Raw genomic sequence first — 17851 nt, 5'->3', positions numbered from 1 at the left:
CTCAGCGGGGCGGGCCGGTGATGCTGGTCGTCACCCGGTCACCCTGGAGGATCCGGTCCACCGTCTGCCCCGCCGCCGACGTGGCCGCCGTCGTGCCCACCGCGATCACCACCGCCAGCGTCGGCGCCGCCAGGCTGCGGATGCTGCGCAGGTTGCGTACCCGCGCCCACGGCTCGCCCGCCAGGTACATGATCCGCCACTCCCAGAACAGCCCGAGCCCGATGCACACCAGCGCCACCTGGCCCACCACGATGCCGATCACCTGCGCCTTGTCCAGGCTGCCGATGTCCGGCTCGGCGAGCGTCGACAGATACCCGGACAACTCCGTGATCAGGGCCGCCGCCAGCAGGTGCAGGGCCTTGGTCATGGGCTGGGTGCCGCGTACGCGGGGGTAGAAGTAGCCGAACAGGAACCCGAAGGCCGGCAGCGTCAGCAGGTAGCGGGCGTCGAAGATGAAGCTGGTGACGTCCACGCCGGACGGCCAGCCGTACACGATGGCGAACGGCAGGCTGAGCAGCAGGCTGACCACGAACGCGTGCACCCCGTTGTGCCAGGGCGTGCAGCCGGCGGCGGTGGCGAACGCGGTCTCCGGGTGCCGGCCGTGCTGGCGCAGGGCGCCTTCCAGTTCCATCCGGTACCGGTCGAATTCGCCCATCTCCAGCTCGCCCGCGCCGATCTTGCCGCGGCCGATGCGGTAGAGCTCCTGTTCCGAGACGAGCAGCAGCCGCTTGTGCAGCGCCGCCCTGATCAGCTCGCGGTGTTGTTCCAGGTCGAGCGGTTCGGGCACGTACGCGTGCGGCCCGGTGAGCAGCCAGGCCGACGTCAGCCAGGCCATGATCGAGGTGATCGCGAGCAGCGGCAGCGGCACGTCGATCTCGGGCAGCGTCAGGCTGCCGCCGGGCGTGATGTAGAGCACCATCAGGCAGGTGATCGCGGTGGAGACGACCGCGGGCCTTTCGATGGACGCCAGCCGCCCGCCGAGCCGCCTGAGCCGCAGCACCAGCAGCACGAACCCGAGCAGCATCAGCCCGAGCACCCCGCGCACCAGCGGATCGAGCACCAGGTCGCCGATCTTCGGCGGTTCCGGCTCGGGCACGTCCAGGCTCCAGGAGCCGGCGTCCAGCCACTCGGTGGGCCAGCCCTGCACCAGCAGCGCCACGATGACGGCGGCCAGCATCGCGCCGCGCGTCCAGCGCTTGGTGGCCACGGCCACCGCCGCGATCGGGATGGCCGACCAGGCCAGCGCGAGCACCAGCCTGATGCTGTCGGGCGGGTAGATCCCGTACAGCAGCGCCCGCGACCACAGGGCCAGCGCGAGCAGCCCGATCGCGGCCTCGGCCGACAACACCGCCACCCGGACGATCACCGGCCGCACGCCGAGGTCGGAGGTGAAGGCCACCGCGGACCCGGCCGCGGCCACCGACGCGACGGCCGCGCCGGCGATCAGTGTGTGCCCGGGCAGCTGGCCGTGCAGCGACGACCAGGTCAGCATGCAGATCCCGAGCACCACGCCGAGCCCGGTGACGATGAGCAGGTCGTGGGTGGTCCACGGCGGGCTGGTCGGCAGGACCCGGCCCGCGTGCCGCACCACCAGGGCGGGCACGGCCATGAACAGCACCACGTACGCGACGGGCGTCCACTCCTCGGCGGCCAGCGGGATCAGCAGCGTGGGCAGGGCCAGCCCGAGCCCGACCGCGAGCTCCCTGTTGGCCTCGCGCTGCCACCAGCGGATGCCCAGCGAGCGCAGCACGAACACGATCAGCGCGATCGCGGTGATGATGCCCAGCGCGGTGGCCCAGGAGAAGTCGTCCTCGGCCTCGTGGTCGGGGAAGCCGTAGGAGTCGAGCGCCAGCGTCATCGTCACCGGGTAGGGCCCGATCCCGAACTCCAGCAGCTCCGCCTCCTCCCTGCTCGGCTTGATCCCCTCGCTGCCCAGCACGGTCCACTCGCCGGGCACGACGGTGACCGTGCGGCGCACCACGATCAGCGGAACGGCGTTGGGCCCGTGGAAGTCGAACCGCAGCAGGTTGCCCACCTTCACCTGGCGCAGCAGCGTCACGGTGAACTGGACGGTGGTGTGCTCGCCCGCGGTGGTGAGCAGCGGGGCCAGCCGGGTGGTGGTGGCCAGCGGCGGGCCGTCCACCTTGATCGCGCCGAACACGCCGTCGGTGAGCTGCTGGATCGAGGCGGGGTAGCCACCGCCCTGGCGCAGCACCTCGACCAGGGGGTCGTCGCGGCTCATCCGCAGCCGGTGCACGACGGTCACCTTGACCGGACGCTGACGGGGATCGACCCGCCCTTCAGGGACGGCCTCCAGGTCCGCGTCGCGGGCCGTGGTGACCAGCACCTCGGTGGTGGCCCGGCGCTGGACTCCGGTCTGCGGCGAGACGCGGGCGGCGGCCGTGGTCCACGGGTCCTGCACCGTGTTGTTCGTGGGCGGTTCAGGCCCAGCAACGGGTGCGGCCAGCACGGTGCACCAAACAATCGCCCCGAACGACACCAGAGCCAGCCCGAACGCGATAATCATCCGGAGCTTTCCCACAATGTGGATGATTCACGTGAAGGCCCAAATGTTCTATCTCTTAGGGTCACGGTGTGATTACAGCTGCTCCCATTACAACTTTTCTTTACAGCGTGACCCGGGAGCGTCCAACCATCGCACGAGGCAGAGCGGAGGTAGAGGTCATGCTTACTGACCCTGACCTGCCGAGTTCTGGGTAGTCGCGGCGCATTAACCGAATTTTCCCATACATGACAGTGGCTCCGCCCGAACGGGCGGAGCCACTCTAGAGAACTACGAAAAACTAGCTGCGCTTGGCCCGCGCCGCGGCCCGGCCACGTATGGCCGCGTCGAGCACCACCTTGCGAATGCGGACGGCGTCGGGAGTGATCTCCACGCATTCGTCCTCGCGGATGAACTCCAGCGCCTGCTCCAGCGACAGGGTGCGCGGCGGGATGACCTTCTCGGTCTCCTCGCTCGTGGAGGAGCGCATGTTGGTGAGCTTCTTCTCCTTGGTGATGTTCACGTCCATGTCGTCGGAACGCGAGTTCTCACCGACGATCATGCCCTCGTACACCTCGGTCGTCGGCGAGACGAACAGGGTGCCGCGCTCCTGCAGGTTGAGCATGGCGAACGCGGTGACGGGACCGGAGCGGTCGGCCACCAGCGAGCCGTTGTTGCGCGTGCGCAGCTCGCCGAACCACGGCTCGTAGGAGTCGAAGACGTGGTGCACCAGGCCGGTGCCGCGCGTCTCGGTCAGGAACTCGGTGCGGAAGCCGATCAGGCCGCGCGCCGGGACCACGAACTCCATCCGGATCCAGCCGGTGCCGTGGTTGGTCATGTGCTCCATGCGGCCCTTGCGCACCGCCAGGAGCTGGGTGACCGCGCCCAGGTATTCCTCGGGGCAGTCGACCGTCAGGCGCTCGACCGGCTCGTGCAGCTTGCCGTCGATGGTCTTGGTGACCACCTGCGGCTTGCCCACGGTCAGCTCGTAGCCCTCGCGGCGCATCTGCTCGACCAGGATGGCCAGCGCCAGCTCGCCGCGGCCCTGCACCTCCCAGGCGTCGGGACGGTCGGTCGGGAGCACCCGCAGCGACACGTTGCCGACGAGCTCCTTGTCGAGGCGGTCCTTCACCATGCGGGCGGTGACCTTGGCGCCCTTGACCTTGCCGACCAGCGGCGAGGTGTTGGTGCCGATGGTCATCGAGATGGCCGGCTCGTCGACCGTGATCAGCGGCAGCGGACGCGGGTCCTCCGGGTCGGCCAGGGTCTCGCCGATCATGATCTCCGGGATGCCGGCGATGGCGATGATGTCGCCGGGGCCCGCCTCCTCGGCCGGCTTGCGCTCCAGCGCCTCGGTCATCAGCAGCTCGGTGATCTTGACCCGCTGGATCGAGCCGTCGGTGCGGCACCAGGCGACCTGCTGGCCCTTGCGCATGACGCCCTGGTGGATGCGGCACAGCGCGATCCTGCCCAGGTAGGACGAGGCGTCGAGGTTGGTGACGTGCGCCTGCAGCGGCGCGCTCGGGTCGTACGTCGGGGCCGGGATGGTCGACTTGATGATGTCGAACAGCGGCTCGAGGTCCTCGGAGTCGGGCATGCCGCCGTCCTCGGGACGGTTCAGCGAGGCCCGGCCGGCCTTGGCCGAGGCGTAGACGATCGGGAAGTCGATCTGCTCCTCGGTGGCGTCGAGGTCCATGAACAGCTCGTAGACCTCGTCGACGACCTCCTTGATGCGGGCGTCGGGGCGGTCGACCTTGTTGATGCACAGGATGACCGGCATCTTCGCGGCGAACGCCTTGCGCAGTACGAAACGGGTCTGCGGCAGCGGGCCCTCGGAGGCGTCGACCAGCAGGACCACGCCGTCGACCATGGACAGGCCGCGCTCGACCTCCCCGCCGAAGTCGGCGTGGCCGGGGGTGTCGATGATGTTCAGGGTCATCCCGCCGTGCTTGACCGCGGTGTTCTTGGCGAGAATGGTGATGCCCTTCTCGCGCTCGAGGTCGTTGGAGTCCATGACCCGGTCATCGACATCCTGGTTCGCGCGGAATGCCCCGGACTGCCAGAGCATGGCGTCGACCAGCGTGGTCTTGCCATGGTCGACGTGCGCGATGATCGCGATGTTCCGCAGGTCGTCGCGGCTGTTCAAAGGCATGATGACGTCTCGCTCTGTGTCGTGGGGGCGGCCGCGCGAAATCGCGGCCTCCCAAGTCTAGTTGATCCCCTCTTGTGGCAAGAGCGGGACGAGGTGCCTTCAGACGTACGCGCGGGCACTGTACGAGCGGGCACCGTACGCGCGGGCACTTCTGAACGACGCGGGCGGGCCGCGGGATATTCCCCAGGGTACGGGGCCGACGTACATAGCGGGTTGCACAATCCTGCGCATGGCAGGGCGGCCCCCGGTCTCTAGATTGACGTCATGACGTGGACAGAGCTGGTCATGGACTCCGCATCGATCCAGGGTGATCAGCCGGCGGTGAAGGACGTCAGGACCGGCGAGGCGCTGTCGTACACGGCGTTCAGGAGACGGGTCACCAAGGCCGCCGCCGGGCTGCGCAGGCACGGCCTGCGCATCGGCCGCCGGGTGATCGTCGATCTGCCGTTCGGCGCGGTGCTGCCCGTCGCGGTGCACGCCGTGGCGTGGGCGGGCGGGGTCGCGGTGCTCAGATCCACCGGCCCGGCCGACATGATGATCACCAGGGGCCCGGCCGAGCCGCCCAAGGCCGAGGTGCGCAAGGTCTTCGCGGTCCGCCCGTTTCCCGGCGCGCTCCCGTTCGCCGGCCTGATCGGCGAGGCGACGCTGGAGTTCGGCCCGCTGGCCGGTCCAGCGTTGAGCGTCGACGGCGAGCGGGTGCTCGACCACGCCGAGCTGACCACCGACCTGCGCAAGGTCGCCGCCCGCCTGGTCATCGCCAAGGACGACGTGGTCCTGGCCGCGGTCGGCGACCCCTTCACCGGGCTGCGCGTGCTCGACCTGGCCATGCTGGCCGGGGCCCGCGTGGTGATCGCGCACGAGCCCAGCCTGGTGGGCTGCCGGGTGCTGGCCCAGGAACACCGGGCCACGATGGTGGTGGCGCCGTACGACCTGGCCAGGCGGCTGCTCGGCGACCCGACCCTGCGTGTCATCGACGAACGGGCCGTGGTGAGCTCGCTCGCCCTGTGAGCGCGCCGCCGGCTCGTGCGGCGGCCGGCCGTCTCACGGAGTGCGGCCAGGGACACGTGAAAAGTGCGACACTGTGGGAGAGTGTGATCCTTCCGCGACGCAGGGTGACCACATGCCAGATCCCCCCAGGCACAACCTTCCAGCAGAACCCAACAGGTTCGTCGGACGCGAACGTGATCTCGACGACCTGTGCGAGCTGATCGCCGAGACCCGCGTGGTGACCCTGTGCGGCGTCGGCGGCATCGGCAAGACCCGGCTGGCCCTGCGGGTGGCCGCCCGGCTGCTGCCCGCCTATCCCGACGGCGTCTGGCTGGTCGAGCTGGCCAGGATCACCCGGGCCGAGCTGGTCGTCCAGGAGATCGCCCGGGTGCTGAGCGTGCGCGAGGAGGGCAGCAGTCCGCTGCTCGACACCGTGGCCGCCCGGTTGCGCGGCCTGCGCTGCCTGCTGCTGCTCGACAACTGCGAGCACCTGGTGCTCAGGTGCGCCGAGGTGGCCGCCGAGCTGGTGGCCGCCTGCCCCGGCCTGAGCGTCCTGGCCACCAGCAGAGAGCCGCTGCGCATCGCCAGCGAGCTGATCTGGCGCGTGCCGCCGCTCGACCTGCCCGAGGGCGACGCCGCCGACGCGGAGTCGGTGCAGCTGTTCATGGAACGGGCCGCCGCCGCGGGCACCAGGCTGGGCCAGGAGAGCCACCACGACGTGGTCAGGCTGTGCCGGGCGCTCGACGGGCTGCCACTGGCCCTGGAGCTGGCCGCGGCCCGTACGAGCCTGCTCAGCCCCGGCCAGATCGCCGACCGCATCGACGACCGCTTCTCGCTGCTCACCACCGGCGGCCGCACCGCCCCGGCCAGGCAGCGCACGCTGCTCGCCGCCGTCGAGTGGAGCTACGACCTGCTGTCGGTCAAGGAGCAGGTGCTGCTGCGCCGGCTGTCGGTGTTCGCCGGCTCCTTCGACCTCGACCTGGCCGAGAGCGTCTGCGCCGAGCGGCCCATCGCCGAGCCCGAGATCGTCGACCTGCTGGGCGGGCTGGTCGACAAGTCCCTGGTGCAGTGCGACGAGAGCCGCAGCCGCTACCGGCTGCTGGAGACGATCAAGCGGTACGCGGTCGAGCGGCTGCGCGAGGCCGACGAGCGCGAGGTCCTGCTCGACCGGCATCTGAACGTGCTGTGCGCGCTGCAGGAACGCCACTTCGCCACCGAGATGGTCGAGGCCGGGGTGCCGTGGGAGCGCAGGCGCGCGGCGCTCACCATGAGCAGGTCGCTGCTCGACGACCAGCGGGCCGCGCTCGACTGGGCGGTGGAGTCCGGGAACGTGTCGCTGGGGCTGCGGCTCTGCGCCACCAGCACCGGGCTGCTCCCGGTGGGCAGCAGCCTGACCGAGATCGTGGGCTGGATCGAGCGATTGCTCTCGCTCGACCTGGCCGAGGTGCCGGGGGAGCAGATCGCGCAGGCCAAGGCGTACCTGGCCTATGGGCTGGAGGCGCGCGACGAGCTGACCCGCTCGCTGGAGCTGGCCACGGAGAGCCTGGCCGGCATGGCCGAGGACGCGGCGTTCCCGCGCTGCGTCATGCACAGCCTGTCCGTCGTGGTGCTGCTGCGCATGGGCCGCGCCGACGAGGCGCTGCACCACGCCCAGGCGGGGCTCGCGCTGGCCACCGAGTCGGGCGACCGGTGGAACCAGGCGGCCGGGCTGGCCGGGCTGTCGGCGCTGGCGCTGACCCGCGGCCGGCTGCGCGAGGCCCAGCGGCACGGCGAGCAGGCGCTGGCCCGCGCCCGCGACCACGGGCACCGCTGGATGATGGCCCGCACGGCGGTGCAGCTCGGCGCGGTGGCCGAGGCCCGCGGCGACGTGGCCACCGCCAAGTCGCACTACGAGATGGCCGTGCCCTGGCTGAGCGAGCTCGGCAACGTCTTCGACCTGGCCCGCTGCCTGGCCAGGGTGGGCCGGGTGGCGGCGATGCTGCGCGAGTTCGCCGTGGCCAGGGAGCGCCTGGCCGCCAGCCTCTCGCTGAGCAGGGAGACCGGGCAGCGGCAGGGCGTGGCCAGGTGCCTGGTCGGCCTGTCCGTGCTGGCCGAGCACGAAGGCGACCTGGAGGCCGCGGTGCTGGCCGCGGCGGCGGCGTCGGCGCTGCGCGAGTCCATCGGGCAGCAGTCGGCCACCAGCCGCATCGAGGAACTGCTCACCCGGGCCCGGGCCAAACTGGGCGACGGCCGCACCGCCTCGCTCTGGGCGCGCGGCCGGGCCATGCATCCCGACGCGGCCGCCAGGCACGTGCTGGACGGCGAGCGGCTGACCCCGCCGCCGCCCGCGCCCGCGGCCACCAGCCCGGCCAGGCACTCGCTGCTGACCGCGCGCGAGCTGGAGATCGCCGCGCTGCTCACCCGCGGGCTGTCCAACCGGGCCATCGCCGAGGAGCTGGTGATCAGCCCGGCGACGGTCGCCAGGCACATCGCGAACATCATGGAGAAGCTGGGCTACACCTCGCGCGCCCAGATCGCGGTGTGGGCCGCCGAGCACCCGCAGCCTTCTGCATAGGGATCTGCATATTCTCCCCCATGTGTGCACGAGACGCCCTCCCTACGGTGGGCGTCATGGATGAGCGCATCGTCATGGTGGACTCGGGCACCGGCCTGAGACTCACCGAGCAGCAGCTTGACGAGAAGACCGCGACGGCGGCCGTCCAGCTGCGGCGCAGCGGAGTGCGCGCGGGCGACACCGTGCTCGTCTGCCTGCCCGTGGGCATCGACCTGCTCGTGACGACCGACGCGGTGATCGCCGCGGGCGGCACCGCCTGGCCGGTGCCCATCGAGCTCGACGCCGTCGACCTGCGGGCGCGCATCGAGGCCAGCGGCGCCCGGGTCATGGTCTGCGACGCCCCGCACGCGCTGGACGCGGCGGAGGAATCGCGGGTGCGGATCGTGATGAGCGTGGCCGACCTGGGGGCGGCCGATTCGTATCCGTCCAGTCGCCGATTCTGCACGGAAAGTGATCGCGCGGGCGCCTGAAGAGGGGGAGACTGAGCACGATGTGATCCTCCCGCTACCCCCTGGGACGCACATGAGCGCGCATGCCACGCACAACCTCCCCGCAGAGCCGAACCGTTTCGTCGGACGCGCGCGCGACGTGGCCGAGTTGTGCGCGCTCGTCCACCAGCACCGGGTGATCACGCTCAGCGGCGTCGGCGGCATCGGCAAGACCCGCCTGTCGCTGCGGGTGGCCGGGGCGGTCGCGCCGACCTTCGCCGACGGCGTGTGGCTGGTCGAGCTGGCCAGGGTCGCCGATCCCGGCCTGATCGTGAACGAGGTGGTCGAGGCGCTCGGCGTGCGCGAGGACGTGTCGGGCCGGCTGCTCGACGCGCTGCTCGTGCGGCTGCGCGGCGCGCGTGCCCTGCTCGTCCTGGACAACTGCGAACACCTCGTCGAACGTTGCGCCGAGCTGGTGGCCGAACTGCTGGCCGCGTGCCCCGAGCTGCGGTTCCTGCTCACCAGCCGCGAGCCGCTGCACATCCAGGGCGAGCTGGTCTGGCGGGTGCCGCCGCTGGAGCTGCCCGACGAACACCGTCCAGACGCCGAGTCCGTCCTGCTGTTCGTGGAGCGGGCGCTGGCGGCCGGCGCCCGCGCGGTGACGAGCGACATGGACGACGTCGTCCGCCTGTGCCGGGCGCTCGACGGGCTGCCGCTGGCGCTGGAGCTGGCCGCGGCCAGGGCGGCGGCGCTGAGCCCCGGCAGGATCGCCGACAGGATCGGCGACAGGTTCCGCCTGCTGACCGTCGGCGACCGCACCGCGCCGGCCCGCCAGCGCACCCTGCTGGCCGCCGTCGAGTGGAGCCACGACCTGTTGCGGCCCAAGGAGCGGGTGCTGCTGCGCCGGCTGTCGGTGTTCGCCGGGCTGTTCGACCTGCGCCTGGCCGAACGGGTGTGCGCCGACGGCGGCATCGTGCGCGGGCCGGAGGTGCTCGACCTGCTCCACGGCCTGGTCGACAAGTCCCTGGTGCTGCACCACGGCGCGTCCGGCCGCTACCGGCTGCTGGCCACCATCCGGGAGTACGCCGCCGACCGGCTGCGCGAGGCCGGCGAGCCCGACCGCGTGCGCGACAGGCACCTGCGGGTGATCTGCGAGGAGATGGAGCGCTGCTACGAGGCGGGCTCGCTCGACCGGCGCAAGCCGTGGCCGGACCGCTTCGCCCACTTCAGCCGCGGCCGGACCCTGCTCGACGATGCCAGGATCGCGCTCGACCGGGCGGTGGCCGCCGCCGATCCGGTGCTCGGGTTGCGCCTGGCCCGCGCCGCCCTGTCGATCCTGGCGGTCCGCGGCGACCTGGCCGAGACGGTCGGCTGGCACGAGCGGCTGCTGGCGCTCGACCTGCGCGAGGTGCCCGCCGACCTGGTCGCGGTGGCCAAGGGCGCGCTGGCGTACGGGCTGGAGGTGCGCGACGAGCTGCCGCGCGCGGCCGAGCTGGTCGAGGCGGGCGTGGCGGAGCAGCGGAAGCACCCGTACACGCACTGGCTCGGCGTCACCTACGGCGTCGCGCTGACCGTGCACTTCCGGCTGGGGCGCGGAGACGCGGCCCGGCGCTACCTGGAGGAGCTGGAGTCGGCCGCGGAGGCGCACGACGACCTGTTCAACCTGGCCACCGCCCGCATCGCCCGGCTCAACCTGGCGCTCTTCCACGGCCGCCTGCGCCAGGCCCAGCGCTACGGCGTCGAGGCGCTGGCCCTGGCCAGGGAGTCGGGGCACCACTGGAGCATCGCCAGGGCGCTGACCCACCTGGGCGCGGTGGCCGAGGCGGCCGGCGACCTGGAGGCGGCCAGGCAGCACCACGCCACGGCCGTGCCCCTGCTGGCCGACATGGACAACCTCATCGAGCTGGCCCGCTGCCAGGCCCAGCTCGGCCGGGTCTGCGCCCTGCTGCACGACTTCCCCGCGGCCAGGCGGCACATCGCGGGCAGCCTCGACCTGAGCCGGCGCACCGGTCAGCGCAGGGGGCAGGTCAGGGCGCTGACCGCGCTGTCGGCGCTGGCGCTGGCCGAGGACGACCTCGACGGCGCCGTGCTGGCCGCCGCCGCCGCGGCCGCGCTGCGCGAGACGATCGGCCAGTACGGCACGCCCGGCCGCGTCCAGGACCTGCTCGCCCTGGCCCGGGCCGAGCTCGGCGAGGGCCGCGTGGCGCTGCTGTGGGCCAGGGGCGGCGATCAGAGCCCCGACGAGGTGGCCGCCCGGGTGCTCGGCGGGGATCCGGCGGCAGGGAATCCGGCGGCAGGGAATCCGGTGTCAGGGGATCCGGTGACAGTGGAGTCGCCGCAGGTCGCCACGCTCGCCTACAGCGCGCTGACCGGCCGCGAGCTGGAGGTCGCCGAACTGCTCAGACGCGGGCTGAGCAACCGGGCCATCGCCCTGGAGCTGGTGATCAGCCCGGCGACGGTGGCCAGGCACATCGCCAACATCATGGACAAGCTGGGCTTCACCTCACGGGCGCAGATCGCGGTCTGGGCCGCCGAACATGGCCGCGACCACGGGTAACTAGTCTTCTCGCATGCCTTTCGCACCACACTTCCCCGTCATGCTCAGGACCGCGGACGGCGTCCGCATCGACGCCGCGCACACCCCGTCCGCGGCGACGGAGCTGGGCATCGTGGTGGCGCACGGCTTCACCGGGTCCTGGCGCGAGCGCACCGCCCGCAGGATCGTGCACGTGCTGAACGGGTTCGGCGGCGTGGTGGCCTTCGACTTCCGCGGCCACGGCCGCTCCGGCGGCCGGACCACGGTCGGCGACCTGGAGATCCTGGACGTCGAGGCGGCCGTGCGGCACGCCCGGGTGATCGGCTACTCCAAGATCGCGGTGGTCGGCTTCTCGATGGGCGCGGCGGTGGCCGTGCGGCACGCCGCGCTGCACGGCGGCGTCGACGCGGTGGCCGCGGTGAGCGGGCCCGCCCGCTGGTACTACCGGGGCACCCGGCCGATGCGCCAGGTGCACTGGGCCATCGAGCAGCCGTTCGGCCGGTGGGCGGCCCGGGTGGCCAAGCGCACCAGGATCGCCACGGGCCGGTGGGACCCGGTCCCGCTGCCGCCGCACGAGGCGGCCGGGCTCGTCTCGCCCACCCCGCTGCTGATCGTGCACGGCGACGCCGACGGGTTCTTCCCGCTCGATCACGCCCACCAGTTGTACGCCGGCGCCCGCGAGCCCAAGGAGCTGTGGATCGAGCCGGGCTACGGCCACGCGGAGTCGGCCGCGACGCCGGAACTGGTCCGGAGAATCGGTAAGTGGATCTCCTCGAACCTTTTGTGAATAAAAGACGTCTACCTATGGCGGATGGGAGGAATCCGCCGGGAGAAAAGTCCCTGGGGAAGGAAACCGCCGGTCGGTGACCATGGGACATACTTCAGTAGTCGGGCGGTTGCCCAGCGTCGCGGGGGCGCGCTGGGTCACCCATCGGCACCGGGACAGGGCCCCGCGGGGGAGCGGGGTCCTGTCCCGACGGCCGGTCTCAGCCGAGGCGGGAGATCGACTTGTACTCCAGGTAGCCGCTCAGGCCCTCGGGGCCGAGCTCGCGGCCGACGCCGCTGGCCTTGTAGCCGCCGAACGGCGAGTTCGACTCGATCATGTAGCAGTTCACCCCGTAGGTGCCGGTGCGCACCTGGCGGGCGACGTCCATGCCGTGCTCGGTGTCGGCCGTCCAGACCGTGCCGGCCAGCCCGTACTCGCTGTCGTTGGCGATGCGGACGGCGTCGGCCTCGTCCTCGTACGGGATCACCGCCAGCACCGGGCCGAAGATCTCCTCGCGGGCGATGCGCATCTCGTTGGTGACGCCGGCGAACACGGTGGGCGCGACGTACCAGCCGCGGTCGTAGGGCCGGTCCAGGCCGCCGACGACGACCTTGGCGCCCTCGTCCATGCCGATCTTGATGTAGCCCTCGACGCGTTCCTGCTGCCGCTTGGCCACCAGCGGGCCGATGCCGGTCGCGGCGTCTGACGGGTCGCCGACGGGCTGCGCGGTGACCATGCCGGCCACCGCCTCGACGACCTCGTCGTAGCGGTTGCGCGAGGCCAGGATGCGGGTCTGCGCGACGCACGCCTGTCCGTTGTTCATCAGCGACGCGATCGCCAGCATGCCCATGCTGGCCTGCAGGTCGGCGTCGTCGAGGATGATCGCCGCGGACTTGCCGCCGAGCTCCAGGCTGACCCGCTTGAGCTGCTCGCCGCAGATGGCGGCGATGCGGCGGCCGGCCGCGGTGGAGCCGGTGAAGGCGACCTTGTCCACGTCCCGGTGCGAGACCAGGTGCTCGCCGGTCTCGCGTCCGGCCGGGACGATGTTGAGCACGCCCGCGGGCAGCCCGGCCTCCTGCGCCATCTCGGCCAGCAGGTAGGCGTCGAGCGGGGTCTCCGGCGCGGGCTTGAGCACGACCGTGCAGCCGGCGATCAGCGCGGGCGCGACCTTGGTCATCGTGACGAACTGGGGCACGTTCCACGGCACCACGGCCGCCACCACGCCCACCGGCTCCTTGCGCACGGTGATCGGCCCGAACAGGCCTGGACGCTGTTCCTCCTGCTCGAACGTGCGGCCGAGCTCGGCGTAGAACTGCAGCATGCCGAGCGGCTGCGGCGCCTGCGCGAGGTTGGAGAAGGTGATGGGCGAGCCCATCTCCTCGGTGATCAGCGCGGCCATCTCGCCCTGCCGCGCGGCGTAGATCTCGGCCAGCCGGCCGATGACGGCGGCCCGCTCGGCGAAGCTCATCCTGGGCCACGGCCCGTGGTCGAAGGCCTGCCTGGCGGCGGCGACCGCGCGGTCCATGTCCGCCGGCGTGCCGTCGGGGACCCGGCCCACGACCTCCTCGGTGTGGGGGGAGATCACGTCGATCGTTCCGGTGCCCGCTGGGGCCACCCATTCGCCCCCGATGAACAGCGTGTCGTGCTGGCGCATGTCGTGAGCCTCCTGCTTAACCGAATGCTTGCTTGTTCGGAGAAAGTCCCAAGGCGACCGAATCATGTTCTGTCGGCACGCGCAAGAGGGGCGCGGCGAGTGCCCGCCGCGCCCCTCGCTGACCGCTCGGACGACTACCGGTGATCGCCGAGCAGATGCTGCATGGACCGCTTGACCAGGTCCGTACGCGTGGCCTGGCTGGTCAGGCTCTCGGCGCCGAAGCCGAGATAGACCGTGTCCTTCGTGGCGATGCCCGCGCCCTCCTCGAACACCTGGTCCGTGCGGAACCAGTTGTTGATCGAGACGGACGAACCCGCGGGCGGCTCGGCGACGTTCCAGCCGCCCAGGTCCGACTCGAACGAGGTCTCCTCGGCCGTCGCGCCGTCCAGGGTGACCTTGAAGTCGTCCAGGAAGACGCCCGCGCCCTGGGTGGCCCAGTCGCTGAGGTAGGAGATGGAGATCTCGACCTGCTTGCCCGCGTACGGGGTCAGGTCGATCTTCCACTGCTGCCAGCCGGCCGAGTTGCCCGAGGCCGCGTGCCAGGCGCCGGACGAGCCGGAGGGCTCGCAGTTGACGCCCTGGTAGCGCTGCGTGAACGGGTGGATCACGCGCCAGCCGCCGCTGTTCTCCGTCTTGCAGCTCTCGCCGGTGTTCTGGCTGGTGTGCCCGTTGGCGTCGGGCAGCGTCGTCCAGTCGTCACCGCCGGCCGTCCGCGCCTCGACCGTCAGGAAGTCCCAGTCGGCCTCGGTGTCGAACGACGTCCAGAACGACAGGTCGCCGCTGGACTTGCCGGTCAGGTCGATGGTCTTGGTCAGGCGCTTCCACGAGACGTCGGCGATGCCGCTGTAGACGTCCCAGGACCCGGTGTGCGGGTCGAACGGGCCGCCGGGACGCACCCACTTGAGCGGCGCCGAGCTGGCGAAGCGCGGGAACTGCGCGGCCGGCAGGATCGCCGAGGTGGCCACGAACGAGTTGGTGTGGCCCGGCTCGATCGTGGCGTCGAACCCGTCGAACGCGCCGGCCACGCCCTTGAGCGGGTACGGCTGGTTCGTCGAGTGGTCGGTGCCCGCGTCGTCGAAGAAGACGTAGGCGCCCAGCCAGTACTGCTGGAAGTCGTTGAAGACCGGGATGCACGGCGGGTCGTTCGGCACCGTGCACTCGCCCTGCGCCGGCTGGTCGGGCTGGTAGTAGTACGAGCCGTTGGCGTTGGCCGCGTACGACGGGTACTTGCCCGCGTGCAGCAGCTTGCCGCCTTCGTTCAGGTAGTCGCGCACGGCCAGCTCGGTGTCCACGCCGGCCTTGGACGTCGTGCCGCCCACCTGCCCGGTCGACCTCGGGATGATGTCGTCGCCGGTCTCCCACACCACGGCCTTGTAGTGGCTGAGCACGCCCAGCGGGTGCGGGGCCTTGCGGCCCATCTTGTCCATGTCGTACACGTCGGAGGTGTGGCCGGACTCCTCCAGCGCCTTGGCGTACTCGTCGGCGTACTTCGCCTCGGTCACGCCCTGCGCGGGGCTGAGGCCGGTGACGTCCTCGGCGGCCAGCACCAGCACCTTGCCGCCGATGTCGGCGGCGACCGTGTAGGTGAAGTCGGCGCTCTTCTTGCCGAACGAGCTGAACCAGACCTTGACCTTGTCACCAGGCTTGGTGCCGGTGATCTTGCCGCGCATCCAGTGGTAGTAGCGGTTGTAGCCCTTGCCGTAACGCTCGCCGCCGCGCCACTCGCCGGTCAGCGCCACCTTGGTACGGCCGCCGTTGACCTGGTAGTTCAGGAACACCGGGCCGAGCTTGCGCTTGGCGTTGACCTGGACGGTCTGGTTCTTGCCGTAGCTGACCTCGAACGGATCGATCACGAAGTCGGGGGTCGTGTTGCCCAGGTGGGTGACCGGCTCGACCGGGTTGATCGCCGACTTGGCCACGTCGAGCGCGAACGGGATGCCCTTCTCGAACTCGGCCTGCACCAGCGCCTCGTTGTCGGGGAAGACGAATCCGCAGCCCTCACAGCCCTCGTTGAGCTCCGGCGTCCACGACAGCGTGCCGTACTTGGCGTGCGCCTGGTCGTTGGTGTCGCCGTTGGTGGTGTACAGCTCGGCGCCCAGGTCGGGGTCGAAGCCGGGGATCGCCGGGTTGGCGTCGGTGCCGGTGAGCGCCTCGTAGATCGGGTTGTCCGCGGTCTCCGTGGCGATCTGGAAGCCGATCGGGTACAGCAGCAGCGGCCCGTAGGAGTGGTAGTTGAGCTGCATCTCGAAGCGGACGCGGTTCAGCAGGCCGTCCATGGCCCTGGTCTCCGGCTCGCTGGCCGGTCCGCTGCCGCGGTAGGTCTCGCTGCTGGGGATGCTCGACGAGCCTTCCTCGTCGTAGTGGAAGTTCGTGGGGAAGTTGCGGTTCGGGTCGACGCCGTCGCCGTTGGTGATCTTCCCGTCGCCGTTGTTGTCACGCAGGTTCTTGCGCCACAGGCGGTTGCCCTCGGTGAAGGTGAAGTCGTAGCCGTCCGGGTTGGCCACCGGGACGAACCACAGCTCGGTCTTGTGCAGCAGGTCCTTCAGCGTGGCCTTGTTCGCGACCACGTACTTCAGCAGCCGCATGTCGACCTCGGTGGCGATCCACTCGCGGGCGTGCTGGGTGGCCGAGAACAGCGTGGCCGGCTTGAGCCCGTCGGGCAGGTGGCGGGCGCCGGTGCTGACCTTGGCCGCCAGGATGTCCTGGCCGTTGAGTGACTTGCCGATGGACTGGAGCTTGACGATGTCCCTGTTGGCGTTCGCGATGGCCTTGAGCTGGTCGGCGATGCCGCCCGGCTCCGAGTACGACTTGAACACGGTGTAGCCGGCCGCCGCCTGGGCCTTGGCGGCCTCGAGCTGGGTCTGGCCCTGCGGGTTGCGTACCGGCTCGGGCTGGTGCCCGAGCTTCTTGAGGGTGTCGAGGTCCACCTGGGCCGCGGTCAGCTCGATGTGCTCCTTGCCGTCCTTGCTCTCCTGCTGGACGACGTCGAAGCCCTTCTCCCTGAGTTCCTGCGCGGTGCCCGGCGGGCTGTCGAGCTGGTAGAGCTCGATGCGATCGGCGGGGGGAAGCGGATCCACCGAGGCGACTGCCGGTACGGCCACGCCCACGATGGAGGTGGCTAAGCCGACGACGACGGCCGCGGCGAGGGTCATGGTTCGAGACACGTTCTGCCCCTTCGCAGATGAGGTCGACTCGATCTCAGACCCATGTCGCGTTCCAGGCAAGGCCCAATATTGGGGGTCAATCTATCCCGACAAATGGGCATATAGTTCGCCAAAGGTGCGTCAGTTCCGGCGTTCGGATGACAGCATTCAAGATCATCTTCTATAGTTTCGGTCCGTCTATGAGGGGAGGGGCGGGCGTGAGGATCTGGCGTTTCGCCGTGCTCGTCGCCGTCCTCGCCGGGCTGCTCGGACTGCAGGCCCCGCAGTCCGCCCTGGCCGACCCCAGTCCTGCCGAGCTGCGCAGGCTCACCAAGCAGGCCGACGCGCTGAACAAGCGCTACCGCGGCCAGATCCAGAGCCTGGAGGAGATCCGCATCCAGGCCAAGAACGCCACCGACGTGTCGGGGTCGCTGCAGAAGCAGCTCGCCGAGGCCCAGGCCGACGTGGCGGACATCGCGCGCACGGCGTACATGCTCGGGCCGCTCGACCCCACGCAGATCTTCAGTCTCAACGTCGATCCGTACAAGGCGCTGGGCCAGGCCGCCGTGCTGAACCACCAGGCCAGCGAGCGCGCCAGCCGGGTCCAGCACATCCAGCAGCTGATCGAGGACTCCAAAGAGGCCAAGCTCAACGCCAACGACAAGATCAACAAGCTGAAGAAGGAGATCAAGGCCATGCAGGCCAAGCGGCGCGACATCGAGCGCCTGCTGGCCAAGTACGGTTTCCAGCAGCCGGGCGGCGCCGAGGGCCTGACCGAGCGCATGATCAACGTCCGGGCCGAGGTCATGCAGAACTTCCCGATGAAGTACGGCGTCGGCTGCCTGCGCCCCGGCGACCCGGGCGAGCACGGCAAGGGCCGGGCGTGCGACTTCATGATGTCCCCGGGCGGCAGCATGGCCGGCGGCGACAACGAGGCCCGCGGCGACGACCTGGCCGCCTGGCTGATCGCGAACGGCTCGCGGCTCGGGGTCATGTACATCATCTGGAAGCAGCGGTACTACGACATCCGCTCCGGCGGCGGCTGGGACCCCATGTCCAACCGCGGCGGCGTCACGGCCAACCACTACGATCACGTACACGTGTCCGTGTTCTGATACTTCGGGCGGT

10 protein-coding genes are annotated in these 17851 nt (G+C 70.8%); 6 read left to right on the top strand and 4 right to left on the bottom strand.

What is annotated here, in order from left to right; all coding sequences use genetic code 11:
• Position 1: 1 nt before the first annotated feature.
• Positions 2-2527 carry a hypothetical protein gene (locus HII36_RS15775; protein ID WP_173523928.1) on the bottom strand — a complete coding sequence of 842 codons (2526 nt, stop codon included), beginning with the start codon at positions 2525-2527 and terminating at the stop codon, positions 2-4.
• A gap of 277 nt (positions 2528-2804) precedes the next feature.
• A complete protein-coding gene (typA, locus tag HII36_RS15770; protein WP_173523927.1) occupies positions 2805-4655 on the bottom strand; it encodes a translational GTPase TypA in 1851 nt (616 codons plus the stop codon).
• 264 nt (positions 4656-4919) lie between these two features.
• Between typA and HII36_RS15765 the strand changes: the two genes are divergently transcribed.
• The 5 genes from HII36_RS15765 to HII36_RS15745 all read left to right on the top strand — a co-directional run bounded on the left by HII36_RS15765 (position 4920) and on the right by HII36_RS15745 (position 11947).
• The gene (locus tag HII36_RS15765) at positions 4920-5663 is read left to right on the top strand and encodes an AMP-binding protein (protein WP_173523926.1); all 744 of its coding nucleotides are present in this window, start codon (positions 4920-4922) and stop codon (positions 5661-5663) included.
• A 112-nt stretch (positions 5664-5775) separates the two neighbouring features.
• Positions 5776-8196 (top strand): ATP-binding protein, encoded by a 2421-nt coding sequence (locus HII36_RS15760; protein WP_173523925.1) that lies wholly within the window; start codon positions 5776-5778, stop codon positions 8194-8196.
• Between the two features lie 56 nt (positions 8197-8252).
• Positions 8253-8666, top strand: a complete 414-nt coding sequence (locus HII36_RS15755; protein WP_173523924.1) for an AMP-binding protein — start codon at positions 8253-8255, stop codon at positions 8664-8666.
• Positions 8667-8718: 52 nt separating this feature from the next.
• A complete protein-coding gene (locus tag HII36_RS15750) occupies positions 8719-11181 on the top strand; it encodes an ATP-binding protein (protein WP_173523923.1) in 2463 nt (820 codons plus the stop codon).
• Positions 11182-11194: 13 nt separating this feature from the next.
• On the top strand, positions 11195-11947 hold the full coding sequence (locus tag HII36_RS15745; protein WP_236003537.1) for an alpha/beta hydrolase: 753 nt from the start codon (positions 11195-11197) through the stop codon (positions 11945-11947).
• 199 nt (positions 11948-12146) lie between these two features.
• Here the strand turns inward: HII36_RS15745 and HII36_RS15740 are convergent, their stop codons facing one another.
• Together HII36_RS15740 and HII36_RS15735 are read right to left on the bottom strand one after the other, a co-directional pair.
• Complete coding sequence (locus HII36_RS15740) at positions 12147-13580, bottom strand: aldehyde dehydrogenase (protein ID WP_173523922.1); 1434 nt, start codon at positions 13578-13580, stop codon at positions 12147-12149.
• 134 nt (positions 13581-13714) lie between these two features.
• Positions 13715-16744: a M14 family metallopeptidase gene (locus tag HII36_RS15735; RefSeq protein ID WP_328807726.1), complete on the bottom strand. Its 3030-nt coding sequence runs from the start codon at positions 16742-16744 to the stop codon at positions 13715-13717.
• 197 nt (positions 16745-16941) lie between these two features.
• Between HII36_RS15735 and HII36_RS15730 the strand changes: the two genes are divergently transcribed.
• Positions 16942-17838 (top strand): hypothetical protein, encoded by an 897-nt coding sequence (locus HII36_RS15730; protein WP_173523921.1) that lies wholly within the window; start codon positions 16942-16944, stop codon positions 17836-17838.
• Positions 17839-17851: the final 13 nt, after the last annotated feature.

Source organism: Nonomuraea antri, assembly GCF_013283785.1.
Lineage (GTDB): Bacteria > Actinomycetota > Actinomycetes > Streptosporangiales > Streptosporangiaceae > Nonomuraea > Nonomuraea antri.
Note: the sequence above shows the minus strand (reverse complement) of the source record. Positions and strands in the feature narration are given on the sequence as shown.

Coding starts and splice junctions, on each gene's coding strand:
- typA (WP_173523927.1), bottom strand. CDS start 4,655: ATGCCTTTGAACAGCCGCGACGACCTGCGGAACATCGCGATCATCGCG.
- HII36_RS15760 (WP_173523925.1), top strand. CDS start 5,776: ATGCCAGATCCCCCCAGGCACAACCTTCCAGCAGAACCCAACAGGTTC.
- HII36_RS15765 (WP_173523926.1), top strand. CDS start 4,920: ATGACGTGGACAGAGCTGGTCATGGACTCCGCATCGATCCAGGGTGAT.
- HII36_RS15740 (WP_173523922.1), bottom strand. CDS start 13,580: ATGCGCCAGCACGACACGCTGTTCATCGGGGGCGAATGGGTGGCCCCA.
- HII36_RS15775 (WP_173523928.1), bottom strand. CDS start 2,527: ATGATTATCGCGTTCGGGCTGGCTCTGGTGTCGTTCGGGGCGATTGTT.
- HII36_RS15755 (WP_173523924.1), top strand. CDS start 8,253: ATGGATGAGCGCATCGTCATGGTGGACTCGGGCACCGGCCTGAGACTC.
- HII36_RS15750 (WP_173523923.1), top strand. CDS start 8,719: ATGAGCGCGCATGCCACGCACAACCTCCCCGCAGAGCCGAACCGTTTC.
- HII36_RS15745 (WP_236003537.1), top strand. CDS start 11,195: ATGCCTTTCGCACCACACTTCCCCGTCATGCTCAGGACCGCGGACGGC.